The organism is Marivibrio sp. (assembly GCF_040218065.1).
In the GTDB taxonomy this organism is placed as follows: Bacteria; Pseudomonadota; Alphaproteobacteria; order UBA8366; family Aestuariispiraceae; genus Marivibrio.
In genome coordinates, this window is sequence record NZ_JAVJQE010000013.1 from 66,774 (window position 1) to 84,042 (window position 17,269).

General features: G+C 67.5%; 15 protein-coding genes. All 15 read right to left on the reverse strand.

The annotated features are described in order from the left end of the window. Positions 1-41 precede the first annotated feature (41 nt). Positions 42-1,283, reverse strand: a complete 1,242-nt coding sequence (locus RIB45_RS12310; protein ID WP_350050589.1) for an adenylate/guanylate cyclase domain-containing protein — start codon at positions 1,281-1,283, stop codon at positions 42-44. Positions 1,284-1,295: 12 nt separating this feature from the next. Next, the gene (locus RIB45_RS12315; protein WP_350050590.1) at positions 1,296-2,168 is read right to left on the reverse strand and encodes an NAD(P)-dependent oxidoreductase; all 873 of its coding nucleotides are present in this window, start codon (positions 2,166-2,168) and stop codon (positions 1,296-1,298) included. 81 nt (positions 2,169-2,249) lie between these two features. Then, positions 2,250-3,056 carry an inositol monophosphatase family protein gene (locus RIB45_RS12320; RefSeq protein WP_350050591.1) on the reverse strand — a complete coding sequence of 269 codons (807 nt, stop codon included), beginning with the start codon at positions 3,054-3,056 and terminating at the stop codon, positions 2,250-2,252. 14 nt (positions 3,057-3,070) lie between these two features. Further along, on the reverse strand, positions 3,071-4,117 hold the full coding sequence (locus RIB45_RS12325) for a zinc-dependent alcohol dehydrogenase family protein (protein WP_350050592.1): 1,047 nt from the start codon (positions 4,115-4,117) through the stop codon (positions 3,071-3,073). Between the two features lie 105 nt (positions 4,118-4,222). After that, positions 4,223-5,872 carry a chaperonin GroEL gene (gene groL, locus RIB45_RS12330; protein ID WP_350050593.1) on the reverse strand — a complete coding sequence of 550 codons (1,650 nt, stop codon included), beginning with the start codon at positions 5,870-5,872 and terminating at the stop codon, positions 4,223-4,225. A 70-nt stretch (positions 5,873-5,942) separates the two neighbouring features. Further along, positions 5,943-6,233 carry a co-chaperone GroES gene (gene groES / locus RIB45_RS12335; protein WP_350050594.1) on the reverse strand — a complete coding sequence of 97 codons (291 nt, stop codon included), beginning with the start codon at positions 6,231-6,233 and terminating at the stop codon, positions 5,943-5,945. Positions 6,234-6,427: 194 nt separating this feature from the next. After that, positions 6,428-7,789 carry a GTPase HflX gene (hflX, locus tag RIB45_RS12340; protein ID WP_350050595.1) on the reverse strand — a complete coding sequence of 454 codons (1,362 nt, stop codon included), beginning with the start codon at positions 7,787-7,789 and terminating at the stop codon, positions 6,428-6,430. Between the two features lie 7 nt (positions 7,790-7,796). Next, the gene (gene hfq, locus RIB45_RS12345) at positions 7,797-8,057 is read right to left on the reverse strand and encodes an RNA chaperone Hfq (protein ID WP_350050596.1); all 261 of its coding nucleotides are present in this window, start codon (positions 8,055-8,057) and stop codon (positions 7,797-7,799) included. A 249-nt stretch (positions 8,058-8,306) separates the two neighbouring features. After that, positions 8,307-9,011 (reverse strand): HAD family hydrolase, encoded by a 705-nt coding sequence (locus RIB45_RS12350; protein ID WP_350050597.1) that lies wholly within the window; start codon positions 9,009-9,011, stop codon positions 8,307-8,309. Beyond that, entirely contained in the window at positions 9,008-9,448 is a 441-nt protein-coding gene (locus tag RIB45_RS12355) for a hypothetical protein (protein WP_350050599.1), read from the reverse strand. The genes RIB45_RS12350 and RIB45_RS12355 overlap by 4 nt, the downstream gene beginning before the upstream one ends. Positions 9,449-9,486: 38 nt before the next feature. Continuing rightward, on the reverse strand, positions 9,487-10,407 hold the full coding sequence (gene dat / locus RIB45_RS12360; protein ID WP_350050600.1) for a D-amino-acid transaminase: 921 nt from the start codon (positions 10,405-10,407) through the stop codon (positions 9,487-9,489). Between the two features lie 71 nt (positions 10,408-10,478). Beyond that, on the reverse strand, positions 10,479-11,855 hold the full coding sequence (gene trkA, locus RIB45_RS12365; RefSeq protein ID WP_350050602.1) for a Trk system potassium transporter TrkA: 1,377 nt from the start codon (positions 11,853-11,855) through the stop codon (positions 10,479-10,481). Positions 11,856-11,875: 20 nt separating this feature from the next. Beyond that, entirely contained in the window at positions 11,876-13,315 is a 1,440-nt protein-coding gene (ntrX, locus tag RIB45_RS12370) for a nitrogen assimilation response regulator NtrX (protein WP_350050603.1), read from the reverse strand. Next, positions 13,305-15,680 (reverse strand): sensor histidine kinase NtrY-like, encoded by a 2,376-nt coding sequence (locus RIB45_RS12375; RefSeq protein ID WP_350050604.1) that lies wholly within the window; start codon positions 15,678-15,680, stop codon positions 13,305-13,307. The genes ntrX and RIB45_RS12375 overlap by 11 nt, the downstream gene beginning before the upstream one ends. Positions 15,681-15,781: 101 nt before the next feature. Continuing rightward, entirely contained in the window at positions 15,782-17,254 is a 1,473-nt protein-coding gene (gene ntrC, locus RIB45_RS12380) for a nitrogen regulation protein NR(I) (protein WP_350050605.1), read from the reverse strand. Positions 17,255-17,269 lie beyond the last annotated feature (15 nt).

Sequence of the window (17,269 nt, forward strand, 5' to 3'; positions counted from 1 at the left end):
GAAGCTTCTCCCTCTCCCAAAGGAGAGGTGAGAGAAAGGGGTTACGCCCCCCGGCCCCACACCGTCTGCGGGCGGCGCACGCCGCGGAAGTGGCGGGGTCCCAAATTCTCCCAGCCTTCGCGCGGCGGGGCCAACGCGTGGAAGGCGTCCGAGGCGATGACGGGCCGCCCTTCTTCCTTGGTCAGCTGTTCGAGGCGCGCCACCTCGTTGGCGGCGGCGCCGATGACCGAGAATTCGACCCGCTCCGGCACGCCGATGTTGCCGTAGAGCACGTCGCCGACATGCAGCGCCAGGCCGAAGGCGATTTCGGGCGCGTCCGGCTCCCGGGCCTCGTTGAGGCGCCGCGCGCGCGCGAACGCCTCCTCGGCCGCCGCCATGGCGAGGCGCCCCGCGCGCTCCCCGCCGCCGGGGCCGTCGGTCGGGAAGATCGCCAGCACGGCGTCGCCGACGAAACGCAGCACCTCGCCGCCATGATCCAGCACCGCGCCGGCCGTGCAGTCGAAATAACGATTGAGCAGCGCCAGGAAATCACTCGGCGCCATGGCGTCGGCGAGGGCGGTGGAGCCCCGCATGTCGGAGAACCACAGGACGGCCGAGATCTCGTCCCCATCGCCGAGCCTGATCTTGCCGTCGAGAACCCGCTGCCCGGCCGACGCCCCGAGATAGGCGGAGAGGACGTTGCGCGCCGCCTCCTCGCGCACCGCCGCCTTCACGCCAAGCGCCAAGCGGGGCATCAAGCGTTTAAGCACCGCGATCTCGGCATCGGTGAAGCCGCCGGGGGCGTCGCAGGACCAGCTGGCGATCAACCCGTCTCGCGTCTCCAGCGCCGCCTTGCGGTCGCGGAAGGCTGTCAGCGTGAGGACGTAGTCGCTGGCGCCTTGCGCCTCCAAGTCGGCCAGATGCTCGAAGCGCTCGACGCCCTCGCCCTCCTCCAGCCGATAGCGCGCGAAGTCGCCGCCGGAATCCATCAACGCCTTCGGCGGGCTCGCCAGCCACTCCTCCGTCACCTCGCCGCGCGGGTGGCGGTCGCGGGTCAGGCCGGCGTCCCGCGACCAGGTGATCGAGATGGAGCCGACCATCGGATGCAGCCAGCCGAACGATAAATGCCCGCGCAGAAGCGGCACGCCCAGGGCGTTCAGCCGTTCGCAGAAGCCTTCCAGAAGCCGGTCGATCGCCGCGCCGTGGATCGTCTGATCGACCAGCCAGGCGCCGAGCTCGCGCACCGCCTCCTCCGCCGGGGGCGGCCTTATGGATCCGTCCGCGTCGGCGGGGGAGGCTGTCATGGCCCGGGCGCCTCAGTCGTTCTGCAGCAGGTGGATCAGGCTGGACGTGTCCCAGCGATTGCCGCCGCGCGCCTGGATCTGGGTGTAGAACTGATCGACGAGCGCGGTGACGGGCACGCGCGCGCCGTTGTTGCGCGCCTCCTGCAGGCAGATGCCCATGTCCTTCTTCATCCAGTCGACGGCGAAGCCGAAATCGAACTCCCCGCGGACCATCGTCTTGCCGCGGTTTTCCATCTGCCAGGAGCCGGCCGCGCCCTTGGAGATCACGTCGATCACCTTGTCCATGTCGAGCCCGGCCTTCTGACCGAAGCTCAACCCCTCGGCCAGGCCCTGCAGCAGACCGGCGATGCAGATCTGATTGACCATTTTGGTGATCTGGCCGGCGCCCGCCTCGCCCATCAGCAGGCAAGACTTGGCGAAACAGCCGATCAACGGCTCCGCCTTGGCGAAGACGGCCTCGTCGCCGCCGCACATGACCGTCAGCGCGCCGTTCTCGGCCCCGGCCTGACCGCCGGAGACCGGGGCGTCGACGAACCCGAGGCCGCGCTCTTCGGCGGCTGCGTAGAGCTCGCGGGCGACATCGGCCGACGCGGTCGTGTGGTCGACGAAGACCGCTCCCTCCTTCATGCCGTGGAAGGCGCCGTCCTCGCCGATCGTGACGCTGCGCAGATCGTCGTCATTGCCGACGCAGGCGAAGACGAAATCCGCGCCGTCCGCCGCTTCGCGCGGGGTCGGGGCGTGGGAGCCGCCGTACTCCCCGGCCCACTTCTCCGCCTTCGCGGTCGTCCGGTTGTAGACGGTGACGTCGTGCCCGCCCTTGGTCTTGAGATAGCCGGCCATGGGATAGCCCATGACGCCCAATCCGATGAAGGCCGCTTTCGCCATTGCGTTCCGTCTCCCTGTCCGCGTGAAATAGGCTGGCGCGAGTCAAGCCGGCTGCGGGCCGGAATGCAAGGGGCGCGGCCGTCACCCGGCGCGCAGGAACTCCGCCAGCCGCGCCCAGCTGTCCCGGTCCGGGGCGGACAGCAGGCCTTCGACGCGCTCGCCCGCCCGATAGGGCGCGCCGTCAAGCCGGTCGACGACGCCGCCCGCCTCGCGGCGGATCAGCACGCCGGCGGCGTGATCCCACGGCCAAAGCCGCCGGTAGAAGGAGAAATGGCGTTGATCCAGCGCTTGGCCCAGGAAGTCGTGCCCGGCGCAATAAAGTCGATCGAAGGTCCCGAACCGCCGCGTGGCGTCGCGTTCGATGCGCCCGCGCCGATCGGCCGGGAACCAGTTCAGGTTGATCTGGCCGATCATCGCCGCCTCCGCCGGCGCTGCGGCGCTTTTGAGCGGACGGCCGTCCATCGTCGCGCCCGCGCCGAGTTCCGCCATCGCCAGCCGGTCGGTCGCCGGATCGTAGAGCCAGCCGCGACGCGCCTCGTGACCCACCACATAAGCGACCAGCATGCAGAAGGTCTCCCGCCCGCGGGAGAAATTGCGCGTTCCGTCCAGCGGGTCGATAACCCAGACCGGCGCGTCGGCGTCGAAGCGCGCCAGGATGGCGGGATCCTCGTGATGCGCCTCCTCGCCGACGACGACGGAGCCGGGCGCCATCCGACGCAGCGCCTCGGTGAGCCGCGCTTCGGATTCGATGTCGGCGGCGGTGACCACGTCGCCGGCCCCCTTCTCCATCACCTCGTGATCCTTGAGGGCGCGGAAGCGCGGCCAGATGACCTCGGCCGCCACGGCGCGCATCAGCGCCCCCACGTCTTCCATCTGAGGCTGGGACATTGCGGCCGGACCCGTCAGAATCGGTCGATCACGGCGACGCCGTGCGGCGCGCCGCCGGGCTCGCCCATGCGCATCAGAAGCGCCGCGCCGTCCTCCAGGCTGAGGCGCTGCGTGACCAGTCGAGCGGGGTCGAGCGCGCCGGCGGCGATCATCTCGAACAGCTGCGGGAAACGGTGCGCCGCCATGCCGTGGCTGCCGATCAGCTCCAGCTCGCGCGCGATGACGCGGCCCATCGGCAGCGGCGGGTCCTTGTGCCCGCCGGCCAGCAGCCCGACCTGCACGTGCCGGCCCTGGGTGCGCAGACACAGGATCGAGTTCCGGCAGGTCTCGCGATGGCCGAGCGCGTCGAGCGAGACGTGCGCGCCGCCGCCCGTCGCCTCGCGCACCGCGGCCGGCACGTCGTCGACCGATCGGGCGTTGATCAGGACGCCGGCGCCCAGCGTTTGCGCGGCGGCGAGCGCCTGCGGATCGACGTCGACGGCTGCGACCTGCGCGCCCGCGGCCTTTGCGATCATCACGGCCGAGAGACCGACCCCGCCGCAGCCGTGCACGGCCAGCCATTCGCCCGCCCGCAGGCGACCCTGTTCGACCGCGGCGCGGAAGGCGGTGGTGAAGCGGCAGCCGAGGCTGGCGGCCTCGACGAAACCGAGGCTCTCGGGCAACCGCACCAGATTGAGCCGAGCGCGCGGGATCGCGACATATTCGGCGAATCCGCCCCAGTAGGTGAAGCCGGGCTGGGCCTGATCGTCGCACACCTGAGGCTGGCCGGCCGCGCAACTGGGGCAGCGTCCGCAGCCCAGGATGAAGGGCGCGGCCGCCCGGTCGCCCGCGGCCCACCCCTCGCAGTCGCGACCCACTGCGGCGACCACGCCGGTCAGCTCGTGGCCGGGCACGTGCGGCAGGCGGATGTCGGGATCGTGGCCCATCCAGCCGTGCCAGTCGCTGCGGCAGACGCCGTTCGCCTTCACCTCCAGCACCACGCCGTCAGACGGGCAATCGGGGTCGTCGACGCTCTCGATCGTGAGGGGTTCCTGAAAGGCGCGATAAAGGGCGGCCCGCATCGACGGCGACACTCCGTGGTTCATGGGAAGACCCGGCCGAAAAGCAACGGGGCCGGGCCTCTTTCGAGACCCGGCCCCGCCGGTATAGCAGGCTGCAGGGGGAGATTACATCCCCATGCCCATGCCGCCCATGCCGCCCATGTCCGGGGCGCCGCCGCCGCCGGCACCCTTTTCCTCGGGCTTGTCGGCGATCATGGCCTCGGTGGTGATGAGCAGGCCGGCGACCGAGCTGGCGTCCTGCAGCGCGCAGCGCACGACCTTGGCCGGGTCGATGATGCCGCTCTTGACCAGGTCCACGTACTGACCGGTCTGCGCGTCGAAGCCCCAGGCGACGTCCTTCGACTCCATCATCTTGCCGACGATGACGGCGCCGTCTTCGCCCGCATTGTTGGCGATCTGACGGGTCGGGGCCGTCAGCGCGCGGCGAACGATGTCGATGCCGACGTCTTGGTCGTGGTTGACGCCCTCGGTCTTCTTGAGCGCGCGCACGGAGTAGAGCAGCGACGCGCCGCCGCCGGCGACCACGCCCTCCTCGACAGCCGCGCGCGTGGCGTGCATGGCGTCGTCGACGCGGTCCTTCTTCTCCTTCACCTCGACCTCGGTCGCGCCGCCGACGCGGATCACCGCGACGCCGCCCGCGAGCTTCGCCAGGCGCTCTTGCAGCTTCTCACGATCGTAGTCGCTGGTCGTGTTCTCGACCTGCTGACGGATCTGATTGCAGCGCGCCTCGATCTCCTTCTTCTTGCCGGCGCCGTCGACGATGGTCGTCTCATCCTTGGTGATGGTGACGTTCTTCGCCTTGCCGAGCATCGACATGTCGACGTTCTCGAGCTTGATGCCGGTCTCCTCGGAGACCACGGTGCCGCCGGTCAGGACCGCGATGTCCTCCAGCATGGCCTTGCGGCGATCGCCGAAGCCGGGGGCCTTCACCGCCGCGACCTTCAGGCCGCCGCGCAGCTTATTGACCACCAGCGTGGCCAGCGCCTCGCCCTCGACGTCCTCGGCGATGATGAGCAGCGGGCGGTTCGACTGAACCACCTGCTCGAGCACCGGCAGCAGCGCCTGCAGGTTCGACAGCTTCTTGTCGAACAGCAGAATGGCGGCGTTCTCCATCTCGCAGGTCATCTTCTCGCTGTCGGTCACGAAGTACGGCGACAGGTAGCCGCGGTCGAACTGCATGCCCTCGACGACGTCCAGCTCGGTCTCAAGGCCCTTGGCCTCCTCGACCGTGATGACGCCCTCGTTGCCGACCTTCTCCATCGCGTCGGCGATCATGCGGCCGACTTCCTTGTCGCCGTTGGCCGAGATCGTGCCGACCTGGGCGACCTCGTCGGAGGTCTTCAGCTTCTTGGCGCGCTTGGCGAGATCGGCCACGACGACCTCGACCGCGGTGTCGATGCCGCGTTTCAGGTCCATGGGGTTCATGCCGGCGGCCACGGCCTTGGCGCCCTCACGGACGATGGCCTGGGCCAGCACGGTCGCCGTCGTGGTGCCGTCGCCGGCCAGGTCGTTCGTCTTGGAGGCGACCTCGCGCAGCATCTGCGCGCCCATGTTCTCGAACTTGTCGGAAAGCTCGATCTCCTTGGCGACGGTGACGCCGTCCTTGGTGATGCGCGGCGCGCCGAAGCTCTTGTCGATCACGACGTTGCGGCCCTTGGGACCCAGCGTGACCTTGACCGCATCGGCCAGGATGTCGACGCCCTTCAACATCTTGTCGCGGGCGTTCTGCGAAAACTTCACGTCCTTCGCAGCCATGTCTCTTCTCCCTCTGAATCTCGAAATTGCGTGCGGATAGGCGCCGTCAAAGAAAAAGCGCGGGAGAGCCTCAGCCCTCGACCACGCCCATGACGTCGCTTTCCTTCATGATGAGCAGCTCTTTGCCGTCCATCTTGACTTCGGTGCCGGACCATTTGCCGAACAGGACCGTATCGCCCTGCTTAACATCGAGCGCGCGCACGGAGCCGTCCTCCAGCGTGACGCCCTTGCCGACAGCCAGGACCTTGCCCTGCATGGGCTTCTCCTGAGCGGTGTCGGGAATGATGATGCCGCTGGCGGTCTTCGTGTCGCTCTCAACGCGCTCGACCAGGATGCGGTCGTGCAGAGGCCGGAATTTCATGGTGTTTCCCCTTTTCAGCTCGTCTCTTGAAGCCTGCTGATTCGCCAGATGTCCCCACCAGCGCATGAACGCTGTTAGCACTCCCCCGCGGTGAGTGCTGACTAGCTAAGGGGGCGGCTATGCGCTGTCAACCCGACAGAGCCGGATTTCGGGCCAATTCGGTCCGTTTGGGGGAGAAAAACGGCGATCAGGCGTTATTCCGCCGCCCGTCGATAGCGTCGCTCGAAGCGCGCGGCGTCTTCCGGATCAATGGCCACGGCAAGGTGCGCCACCGCGCCCTCGTCGTCGCGCTCGACGACCTGAGCGTGCTCGTAAAGCCAGGAAAGCGCCCGACCGTCCGCGAGCGAGACGTCATAGCGTTTGATCGCACGTCGGCGCGACAGCGCCTCGTCGACGACGCTCAGCAGCCGGTCGACCCCTTCCCCGGTCAATGCGGAAAGGCAGGCCGCGCGGTCCAACCGGGCGGCTTCCGACGCCGCCGCGGCGCGTTCGTCGGCGTCGAGCGCGTCGATCTTGTTCAGCGCCTCGACCACAGGCACGTCCGGATCGATGTTGAGACTTTCCAGCACCGCCTCGACATCCTGCTTCTCAAAGGCGCTTTCGGCGGCGGCGGCGTCGCGCACATGGACGATGACGTCGGCGCCGGTCACCTCCTCCAGCGTCGCGCGAAAGGCCGCGACGAGATCGGTCGGCAGATCGGTGATGAAGCCCACCGTGTCCGACAGGATCACCTCGCGGCCGGACGGCAGCTCGACCCGCCGCATGGTCGGGTCGAGCGTGGCGAACAGCAGATCCTTTGCGAACACGTCGGACCCCGTCAGCCGGTTGAACAAGGTGGACTTGCCGGCGTTCGTGTAGCCGACAAGCGCGACCACCGGATAGGGAACCTTCTCGCGCGCCTTGCGGTGCAGGCCCCGCGTTCGGCGCACCTGCTCCAGCTCGCGTTTCAGCTTGGCGATGCGCTCGTCGATCAGGCGGCGGTCGATCTCGAGCTGGCTTTCGCCTGGACCGCCGATGAAGCCGAGGCCGCCGCGTTGACGCTCCAAGTGGGTCCAACTGCGAACCAGGCGCGAGCGCTGATAGGTCAGCGCCGCCAACTCGACCTGCAGGCGCCCCTCATGGGTGCGCGCCCGCGCCCCGAAGATCTCCAGGATGAGGCCGGTGCGGTCGATCACCTTGGCTTCCAGCGCGCGCTCCAGATTGCGCTGCTGAACCGGGGTCAGCGTGTGGTCGATGATGACGAGATCGAGCGTCTGGGCCGCGACGACGTCATGCAGCCGCTCCACCACGCCGCCGCCCAGCAGCGTCGCAGGCGCCGGCTTGGAGAGCGTCACCGCCTCCTGGTGCAGGACGTCCAGATTGATCGCGCCGGCGAGCCCGACGGCCTCTTCAAGCCGACGCGCCGGGTCGCGCGCGGACGCGCCGTCGCGGCTGCGAAGTTCCGGGTGGACGACCGCCGCCCGCCGCGGCGCGGCCTCGTCCCAGCCCTGGCCTTCCGCGCGATAACGACGCTGGTTGGAAAATCCGGGTTGGCCGGAATCGTTCGGTCCGCTCAATCGGCCCTCAGCTTTCGCCGTCCTCGTCCTTGCCGCCGTTTCCGTCGAACAGCTGAATCGGCGCGGACGGCATTACGGTCGAGATCGCGTGCTTGTAGACGAGCTGGCTGTGCGCGTCGCGCCGCAGCAGCACGCAGAAATTATCGAACCACGTGATGATCCCTTGCAGCTTGACCCCGTTCACGAGGAAGACCGTGACCGGCATCTTCTGCTTGCGCAGGTGGTTCAGAAAGGTGTCTTGAAGGTTCTGGTTCTTATCCGACGACATGCTTTCGCCCCCCTTTTTATAGTCTTTGGGGTTGCTGTGTGGGGTTCTCTTCGCCCCGGCTCGTCTGCGCTGGAAACGGCTCGCGCATCTCTTCTTCGACCTATCGCCCGCCGGTTCGCGCCGGCCGGGTCCTGTTCTTTCCGCTGTCCGCTTCGATTGACAGGCCTTCCCCTTCTAAAGGATCAGGCGCGCGGCGCGCAACTGCGCAAGCGGACCGAGACCGCGCGTCTCGCCATACCAGATAACCCTTTACAGCGCCGTTACAAGATGCTGCAGCGCTGCGCAGTCGGGCAAATGCAGCGCCGGCGGATGGGCGTCGAATTCGCCCGCCGGGCCGTGGTCGGGCCGGATCAGCACGGCCAGGCAGCCGGCCGCGTGCGCGATCTCCATGTCGACGTTGGAATCGCCGACAAACCAAATCCGTGCAGGATCGTGATCGGCCCCAACCCCCATGGCGTCGAGGGCGTGCCGCACGGCGGCGAGATCGGGCTTGTCGCGTGCGGCGTCGCCCGCCCCCACAAGCGCCTTGAAATAACCGTCCCAGCCCAGATGCGCGGCCTCCGTGCGCAGATAGCCGCCGGTCTTGTTGCTGACGACGCCGAGCGTGAGGCCCGCGTCACGCGCAGCGGCGAGCAGGTCGGCCGCACCGACCGCCGGGGTTAGGGCCTCGAGATGACGGCGCTCGAAAGCGGCGTAGAAGACGTCGCGCGCCTCCTCCCATCGGTCTGCGAACAGGATGGGAAAGCTGTCGCGCAGACTGTGCCGGACCCGCGTCCGCACCTCGGACAGCGACCACGGCTTCCGACCCATATGGATGAAGACGTCGGCCAAACTCGCATGGATGACCGGCCACGTGTCGACCAGCGTGTTGTCCCAATCAAATAGCAGGATCGCGGGCGCGGGCGGATTCTCGACCGGCGGAACCAAGGGTCGAAACGCCTCGGCGTCGCTCATCGCCCCTCGCCTTTCCCGTCTTTCATCGCTTCACCCGCTTTCAGGGCCTCGACGACATGGCGCAAGCGAGTGCGGAACGGCTCCTGCGGCGCGCGGAACAGCACCGCCAGCTCCCGCGCGTCGGGATCGACGCGGACCACACGACCCACGCCGGGCCATTCCCAGGTTTCCTGCCGATAAACCAGCAGAAACCGGAAATGGACGATCTGGCGTTCGATCAGCCCCCCGTCATAACCTGCGATGCGGAAGCTGTTCTCGGTCCAATCGACGACGTCGTATTCGATCCGATCGATGATGACGCGGGCGCCGAGGCCCGCGAATCGGGCGACGCGGCGGCGCTCGGCCCCGACGGCGGCCTCGGACGACTTAGCCCGTTTGCGCCGCGCCGCCGGCTTCGGCCCGTTAAGCCAGACGAAGAGCCAATCCATCAGGCCCATATCGGTGCGATCGCTCCTCGTCCTGGGGCGGCGCGCGCCTACGCCGCCCGGTCGGCCTCCGCCTCGTCGGCCGGAATGTCGTCGGACCAGACCGCGCCCTCAGTGCGCAGGCCGGCGGCGTATTCGTTGTAGCCGGCCAGCAGTTTCTTGCACACAGGTCCGACCTTGCCGTCCCCGATCGGTTGGCCGTCGATCTCGACCACCGGCGTCACGAAGCTGGTCGCCGAGGAGACGAACGCCTCCTTCGCCCGTTTCGCCTCCTCGACGGAAAACGCGCGCTCGACGAACGGAACGCCTTCCTGTTCGGCGATCTTCAGGATCGTAAGTCGCGTGACGCCGTTCAAGATCCGGTGGGTCGCCGGCCGGGTCATCAACTCGCCCTTGTCATTGATGATCCAGGCGTTGGACGCGGTGCCTTCGGTGATCGTCCCGTCCTTCGGGTCGACCTGCCAGGCCTCGTAACAGCCGGCCTCCGTCGCCTTCTGCTTGTTCAGGCAATTGGGCAGCAGGCTGATGGTCTTGATGTCGCGGCGCGTCCAGCGCATGTCCGGCGCGGTGATGACGGAGACCCCGTCAGTGAATTTCGTCATCTTCGCGAAATTCATCTTCTTCGTCGTCATCACCAGCGCCGGGCGCACGGCGCCCGTCGGGAAGGCGTGGTTGCGCGGCGCGACGCCGCGGGTCACCTGCATGTAGACCAGGCCGTCGCGCAGCCCGTTGCGCCGGATCATCTCGCCCATGATCATCTCCATCACGGGACGCGCGACGGGCCAGGCGATCTCCAGCTCTTTCAGCGAGCGGTCCAGGCGGTCCATATGCGCCTGCTTGTCCACCAGCTTCCCGTCCTTGACCGTGACCACCTCATAGACGCCGTCGGCGAATTGATAGCCGCGATCCTCGATATGCACGGCGGCGTCCTTGTGGGGCAGATAGCGGCCGTTGACGTAGGCGTAGCGCATGGAACTCCCTCTCCTCGGGGCGGAACTGACTTCGATCTCGCCGACAGATTTAGACCGAGGCCGCGGCGGGGTCAAAAATACTCCAGCCGCACGGCGAACATCTTCTCCACCTTCTTAACCGCCTTGGCGGCCGCCATGAGGATCACGCGGTCCTTCGCCTCCACGGCGGTGTCGGGTCGGGGGATGATCACTTGATCGCCGCGCACGACCGCGCCGACGATGACGCCGTTGGGCAAACGCGCCTCTTTTAGCGGCTGCCCGACGAGGGTCGAGGTCTCGAGCGCTTCGGCCTCGATGATCTCCGCATAGCCGTCGCGCAACGAATGGACCGAGCGAATCCGCCCGCGCCGCACATGCTGCAAAATGGTCGAGGCGGTGATCTCGCGCGGGCTGACCACCACGTCGACTCCGAGCGCGGTGATCAGCGGGCCGTAATTGGTCTTGTTGATCAAGGTGACGGCGCGCTCCACCCCGTAGCGCTTGGAGAGCAGCGAGCAGAGCACGTTGCTCTCATCGTGGTCGGTGACCGCGACGATCGCGTCGGCGGTCCGAACCCCCGCCTCTTCCAAGATCTCATGATCCAGCGCATCGCCTTGAATGATCGTGGTCGTCGGCAGGGTTTCCGCCACTTTGCGCGCGCGGCTCTTGTCGAGCTCGATGATCTTGGCCGTGTAGCCGTCCTCCGCGTTGGCGATGTCTTCGGCCAGCGTCGTGCCGATATTGCCGCCGCCGACGATGATCAGGCGGCGCGTCTCCTTCTCCTCATGGCCGAAGACCGCCATCGCACGGGCGACGTGCCCGGTCTCGGCGACGAAATAGACCTCGTCGCCCGGCAACATCTGGTCGTCGGCCGACGGCACCTGCATCACCTCGTCCCGGATGATTGCGATCACCGTGATGTTTAGGTCAGGGAACAACGAGGTCAGTTGACGCAACGGCGTGTGGATCACCGGACACTCATCGGTGCACCGCACGCCGATCACCCGAACGCGATCTTCGGCCATCGGGATCATGTCGAAGGCGCCGGGCACCCGAATCCGGCGCGCGATGGCGCGCGCGACCTCAATCTCGGGCGAGATGATCACGTCGATCGGCAATTGATCGCGCGCGAACAGGTTCGACCACATCGGCTCCAGGTAGTTCTGCTGACGAATCCGCGCGATTTTAGTCGGCACATTGAACAGCGAGTGCGCCACCTGACAGGCGATCATGTTCACCTCGTCGGTGAAGGTGACCGCGATCAGCATATCGGCGTCGCCGGCTCCGGCGCGCTCCAGAACGTCCGGATGCGAGGCGTGGCCGACGAAGGCCTGCACGTCCAACTGGTCGTTGATCTTGCCGATCAGTTCTGGCGATTGATCGACGACGGTGACGTCGTTGTTCTCGCCCGCCAGATAGCGCGCGATGTGGAAGCCGACCTGGCCGGCGCCGCAGATCACCACTTTCATCGACAGACTCCTCCGGCGGCTCAGCCCGCGCCGGCGGCTTGGTCGGCGTCGTCGTCGGCGCGCTCGTCGCCTGCACGCTCGCCGCCGCGGCCCGGCGGATTGACGCCAAGCCCCTTCAGCTTGCGATGCAACGCCGCGCGATCCATGCCGACGAACTCAGCCGTGCGGCTGATGTTGCCCCCGAAGCGCGTCAGGTGAAAGAGCAGATACTCGCGCTCGAACGCCTCCCGCGCCTCGCGCAGCGGGCGGTTCATCACCTCGGCCGCGTCCCAGCCGTCGCCGTCGCGCCCGCCCTCGCCGATCGCCTGCATGACCGCCTCGGCGCCGATTTCCTCGCCGCCGCCGGCGTCGAGCAGCAGGCGCTCGATCACGTTCATCACCTCCCACACGTTGCCCGGCCAACTGTGGCCCTGCAGCGCCGTGACGGCCCCGTCGCCGAGCCGCCGCGGCGCCCGGCCCTTCGCGGCCGCCGCCTGTTTCATGAAATGCTCGGCCAAGGCTGGGATGTCTTGCCGGCGCTCAGACAGCGGCGGGACGGACATCGGCACGACCGCCAGGCGGTAGAACAGATCCTCCCGGAAGGCCCCCTGCTCCATCAGCGCCTTCAGATCCTTCGCCGTGGTGGCGAGCACCCGCACGTTGACCTCGACCGTCTGGGCGCCGCCGAGGCGCTGAAAGCGCTGGCTGTGGAGCACGCGGACGATCTTGGCTTGGGTGTCCAGCGGCATGTCGGCCACTTCATCCAGCAGCAAGGTGCCGCCGTGCGCCTGCTCCAACACGCCGACCTCCCGCGGCCGATCCTCCGACGCCTCGAGGCCGAACAGCGCGGCCTCCAGCGTCTCCGCCTGCAGGCCGGCGCAGTTGAGTTGAACGAACGGGCCGCCCCGGCGATGGGATTTCGCATGGATGACGCGCGCGATCGCGCCCTTGCCGGCCCCGGCGGGTCCGGTGATCAGCACCCGGCTGTCGGCCCCCGCCACCTTTTCGACCGCGCGCCGGACCTCCTGCAGCGCGGGAGACGATCCGACGAGATCCTCGACCGTCGCGGCGCCGGACAGGCGCTTCAACGATTCGTTCTCGCGCCGCAGCCGAGACTCTTCGATCGCCCGCGCAACCGTGTGCAGCAGCACATCGGTCTTGAACGGCTTAGAAATGAAATCGTAAGCGCCCATCTTCGTGGCGCTCACCGCCATATCGAAGGTGCCGTGGCCGCTGATCATGATGACCGGCAGAGCCGGGTGGTTGCGCTTCACCTGCTCCAGGATCTGCAGACCGTCGAGATCGCTGCCCGACAACCAGACGTCCAGGATGACCAGCGCCGGCTGGCGGCGCGCGACCGCTTCCAGCGCTTGCGCGCTGGTGGCGGCCTCGCGCGGCTCGTAGCCCTCATCCTCCAGGATGCCGGCGATCTGCATCCGGATATCGGCTTCGTCGTCGACGATCAGGATGTCATGCGCCATGCGTCCGACTTTCTCCAACAGACTGCGCGTCGGGCGGCCCGCCTTCTCCGACCGCCGCCTCAGGCGCGGGCGCGGCCGGCGCGCCGGCGCGCGGCAGGGTCAAGACCACGAGCGCGCCGACGCCCGCAGGCGCGTCGGCGAGCGTCACCGACCCGCCGTGATCCTCCATGATCTTCTTGACGATGGCCAGCCCCAGGCCGGTGCCTTTCGCCCGGGTGGTGACGTACGGCTCCGTCAGCCGATCGCGATCCTCCTTAGGCAGGCCGCGACCGTTATCCTCAATCTCGACGCGCACTTGTTCGCCCGCCCCCTCGGCGCGCTCCTCGATCAGGCGCACGGCGATTCGGCCCGGCGGCGCGTCGGCATCCTCGCGCCCCTCGATCGCGTCGTAGGCGTTCTGCAGGAGGTTGGTGACGACTTGGCTCAACTGGCGCCCGTCGCACCGAAGCTCGATCGGCCCCGCCGGCAGCGAGACGTCGTAGGTCACCGCCGCATGGGCGTTGCGCTGCAGGAAGACCGCCTGGCGAACGATGTCGCACAAATCCTGATTCGCCATCCTGGGCGCGGGCATGCGCGCGAAACTGGAGAATTCGTCGACCATCCGACCGATGTCTCCGACATGGCGGACGATCGTGTCCGTGCACGTGGCGAACGTCTCAGGATCGCTCTTTATCTCTTTGAGATATTTCCTTTTAAGGCGCTCGGCCGACAGCTGGATCGGGGTCAGCGGATTCTTGATCTCATGAGCGATGCGGCGGGCGACGTCGGCCCAGGCCGCTTTGCGTTGGGCGGCCAGCAGCAACGAGACGTCGTCGAACGTGACCACGAAGCCCTGAACCGACCCGGTCGGCGCCCCGCGCGCATCCTCCTCGCGTTCGGCGCCGACGCGCACCAGAAGGGTGCGAGCGTAACCGTCGCGCAGAATGCGGATCTGCGATTCTGCGAACCGGCCCTGGCGCTTCTTGCGCGCCTCGGCGACCAGTTCTCCCATCTCCGGCGCAACGTCCCATAGCGGCTCGCCCAGGCGCTCCTCCAACTCCAAACCCAAAAGGTCGGAGGCCGATCGATTGGGCAGATCGATCCGTCCGTCCGCATCGAGGCCGATCACGCCCGCGGACACGCCGGAGAGCACCGCCTCGGTGAAGCGTCGTCGCTCGTCGATCTGCTTGTTGGCTTCCAGCAGTTCGCTGCGTTGCGAGCGCAGCTGCGCCGTCATCCGGTTGAAGGCGCGGCTGAGCAGACCAAGTTCGTCATCCCGGTTTCCGGATTCCGGCACCTGCGCCTCAAGATCGCCGCTGCGCACCTTCTCGGTCGCCCCGATCAAGGTGCTGATCGGCTGAGAGAGCTGGGTCGCGAGATTGAGGCCGATCCACACCGCGGTCAGCAAGAGCAGCAGCGAGACCACCATGAACGCCAGCGCGAAAGAAACCTTGATGTCGGAGCGCTGGCCCTCAAGCCGTTCGAACTGGCGCACCGCGCCCAACGTCTGCTCGATTCGCTGAAGCACCTTGGGGTCCACCAAGCGGCCGATATAGAGATACAGGTCGACGAAGTTGTCGAGCTTGATCAGAGCGCGCACCCGATCGTCCGCGTCGCTGGTCAGCAGCACCACCTCGCCCTGGGCGGCCTCGGCGACCGCGGATTCCTTGATCGGCTCGAACTCGAGCACCACCGTCAGTCCCGCCCGGGCGAGCACGTTGCGCGTCGACCCTTCGAAAACGATCGCCTCGCTCAGATCGCGCAGACGAAGTTGGATGTCGAGCATGCGATTGAGGAGCGTCGGGTTCGGCTGCAGGAAACGAGCGTCGTTGTTGAGGTCGCGGGCGATGCGCAGCGCGTCGGTTCGGATGTTCTTCTGGTGCTCGTCCAGATAGGCCTGGGCCACCTCCCGACTTTCGGAGACGGCGGTGCGCACCCGGTCGCTGAACCAGCTCTCCAATCCCAGATCGAAAAACAGCCAGGAGAAAATAGCTACGATGATCGCCGGCGTCACCGAGAGAAGCCCGAACAACATCACGAGCTTGACGTAAAGCTTCGAGCCGGCCGAGCCGCGCCGCCGCTCGGCCCAGATCGCGACGATCCGGCGCGTCACGACGACCCCGACCAGCAGCAGCAGCACCAGATCGAGATTGATCAGCGCCACCAGCATGTTCGGGTCGTCGCCGAAGGGCGGCACGCCGGTGAAGGCGGCGTAGGTCCCCGCCCCCGCCGCGAGAGAGAGGCCCAGCAGCAAAAGGGTCGCGACGCGTGACACGCGCGGAGAGGCGGCCCACGCAGCCAGCCGGCTTAACCGCGCCCGCCGCGCCCCGGTGTCGGCGGAGCCGGCGGCTTTGGCCGTGCCGGGACTTTCGGCGTTGCTGCTCATCAGGACAAAGCTTTCTAAACCGGCCTTTCTAAACCGGCCTTTCTAAACCGGGCTTTCTGAACCGGGTTTCAAGAACCGCGTGGAGAGCTTAGCGCGTTCGTCTACCCCGTGCGACCGCCGCGGACCACCTGAATATCCAATTCGCGGATCTTCTTGCGCAAGGTGTTCCGATTGAGGCCCAGCAGCTCGGCGGCTTTTATCTGATTGCCCTTGGTGGCCTCGAGGCATAGCTCGATCAACGGTCGCTCCACCTCCGCCAACACCCGATCGTAGAGCCCGTTCGGCGGCAGCCCGTCGCCATGCGCTGTGAAAAAGCGCTTCAGCGTACGCTCGACCGCCCCGCTTAAGCTCTCGCCGTCGCCCCCGTCGCCGCCGACGACTTCGGCCCCGCCGGGCGCGGCCTCGTCCGCCGGGGCTTCGGCCAACTCGGCCTCGATCACGTCGACGTCGATCGTGTCCTCGGCGTAGAGCGCCGCGAGGCGCCGAACGAGGTTCTCCAGCTCGCGCACGTTGCCTGGCCAGCGATGCTGGCGCAGCCGATCCATAGCCGCCGTCGTCAACGTCTTCGGCGGCAGCCCCTCCTCCATCGCCTGGGTCAGGAAATGGCGCACCAGATCCGGCACGTCCTCGCGTCGCTCGCGAAGCGGCGGCAAGCGGATCGGGACCACGTTCAGGCGATAGTACAAGTCCTCGCGGAACCGGCCTTGCGCGACGAGTTGGCGCAGATCGCGGTGCGTAGCGGCGATGATCCGTACGTCGGTCTTGATCGGCTGGCGCCCGCCGACCGTCGTGTACTCGCCTTCCTGCAGTACGCGAAGCAGGCGCGTCTGCGCCTCAAACGGCATGTCGCCGATCTCGTCGAGGAAGAGCGAGCCGCTTTGCGCCTGCTCGAAGCGCCCCGCGTAGCGCTGGGTGGCGCCGGTGAAGGCGCCCTTCTCATGACCGAACAGCTCGCTTTCGATCAATTCGCGCGGGATCGCCGCCATGTTGATGGCGACGAACGGCCCGCCGCGTCGACGCGAAAAATCGTGCAGCGCGCGGGCCACCAGTTCCTTGCCGGTGCCGCTTTCGCCCGTGATCAGCGCCGAGAGGTCCGTTCCGGTCAATCGCGCGATGACGCGATAGACTTCCTGCATGGCCTGACTGCGGCCGATCAACGGCAGCTTCTCGCCGCCCTCCTCCGGGCTTTCGCTGCGCTCGCCCACAGTCGGCGCGGCCAACGCCCGGCGCACCGCTTCGATGAGGTCTCCGAGGTCGAACGGCTTCGGCAGATATTCGAACGCCCCGCGCTCGGTCGCCTTCACGGCGGTGAGCAGGGTGTTCTGCGCGCTCATCGCGATGACGCGAAGCTCCGGGCGCTGTTTGCGGATCTGCGGGATCAGGTCCAGGCCGTTGCCGTCCGGCATGATGACGTCGGTGATGACGAGGTCGCCCTCCCCCTCGCTCACCCAGTGCCACAAGGTGGCGGCGTTGCCGGTCGCGCGCACGTCGTAGCCGAGTCGACCGAGGGCCTGCATGACGACGGTGCGGATCGCCTTGTCGTCGTCCGCGACCAGGATCGTCTCGTCCGCCATCGCCGACCCCTCCCC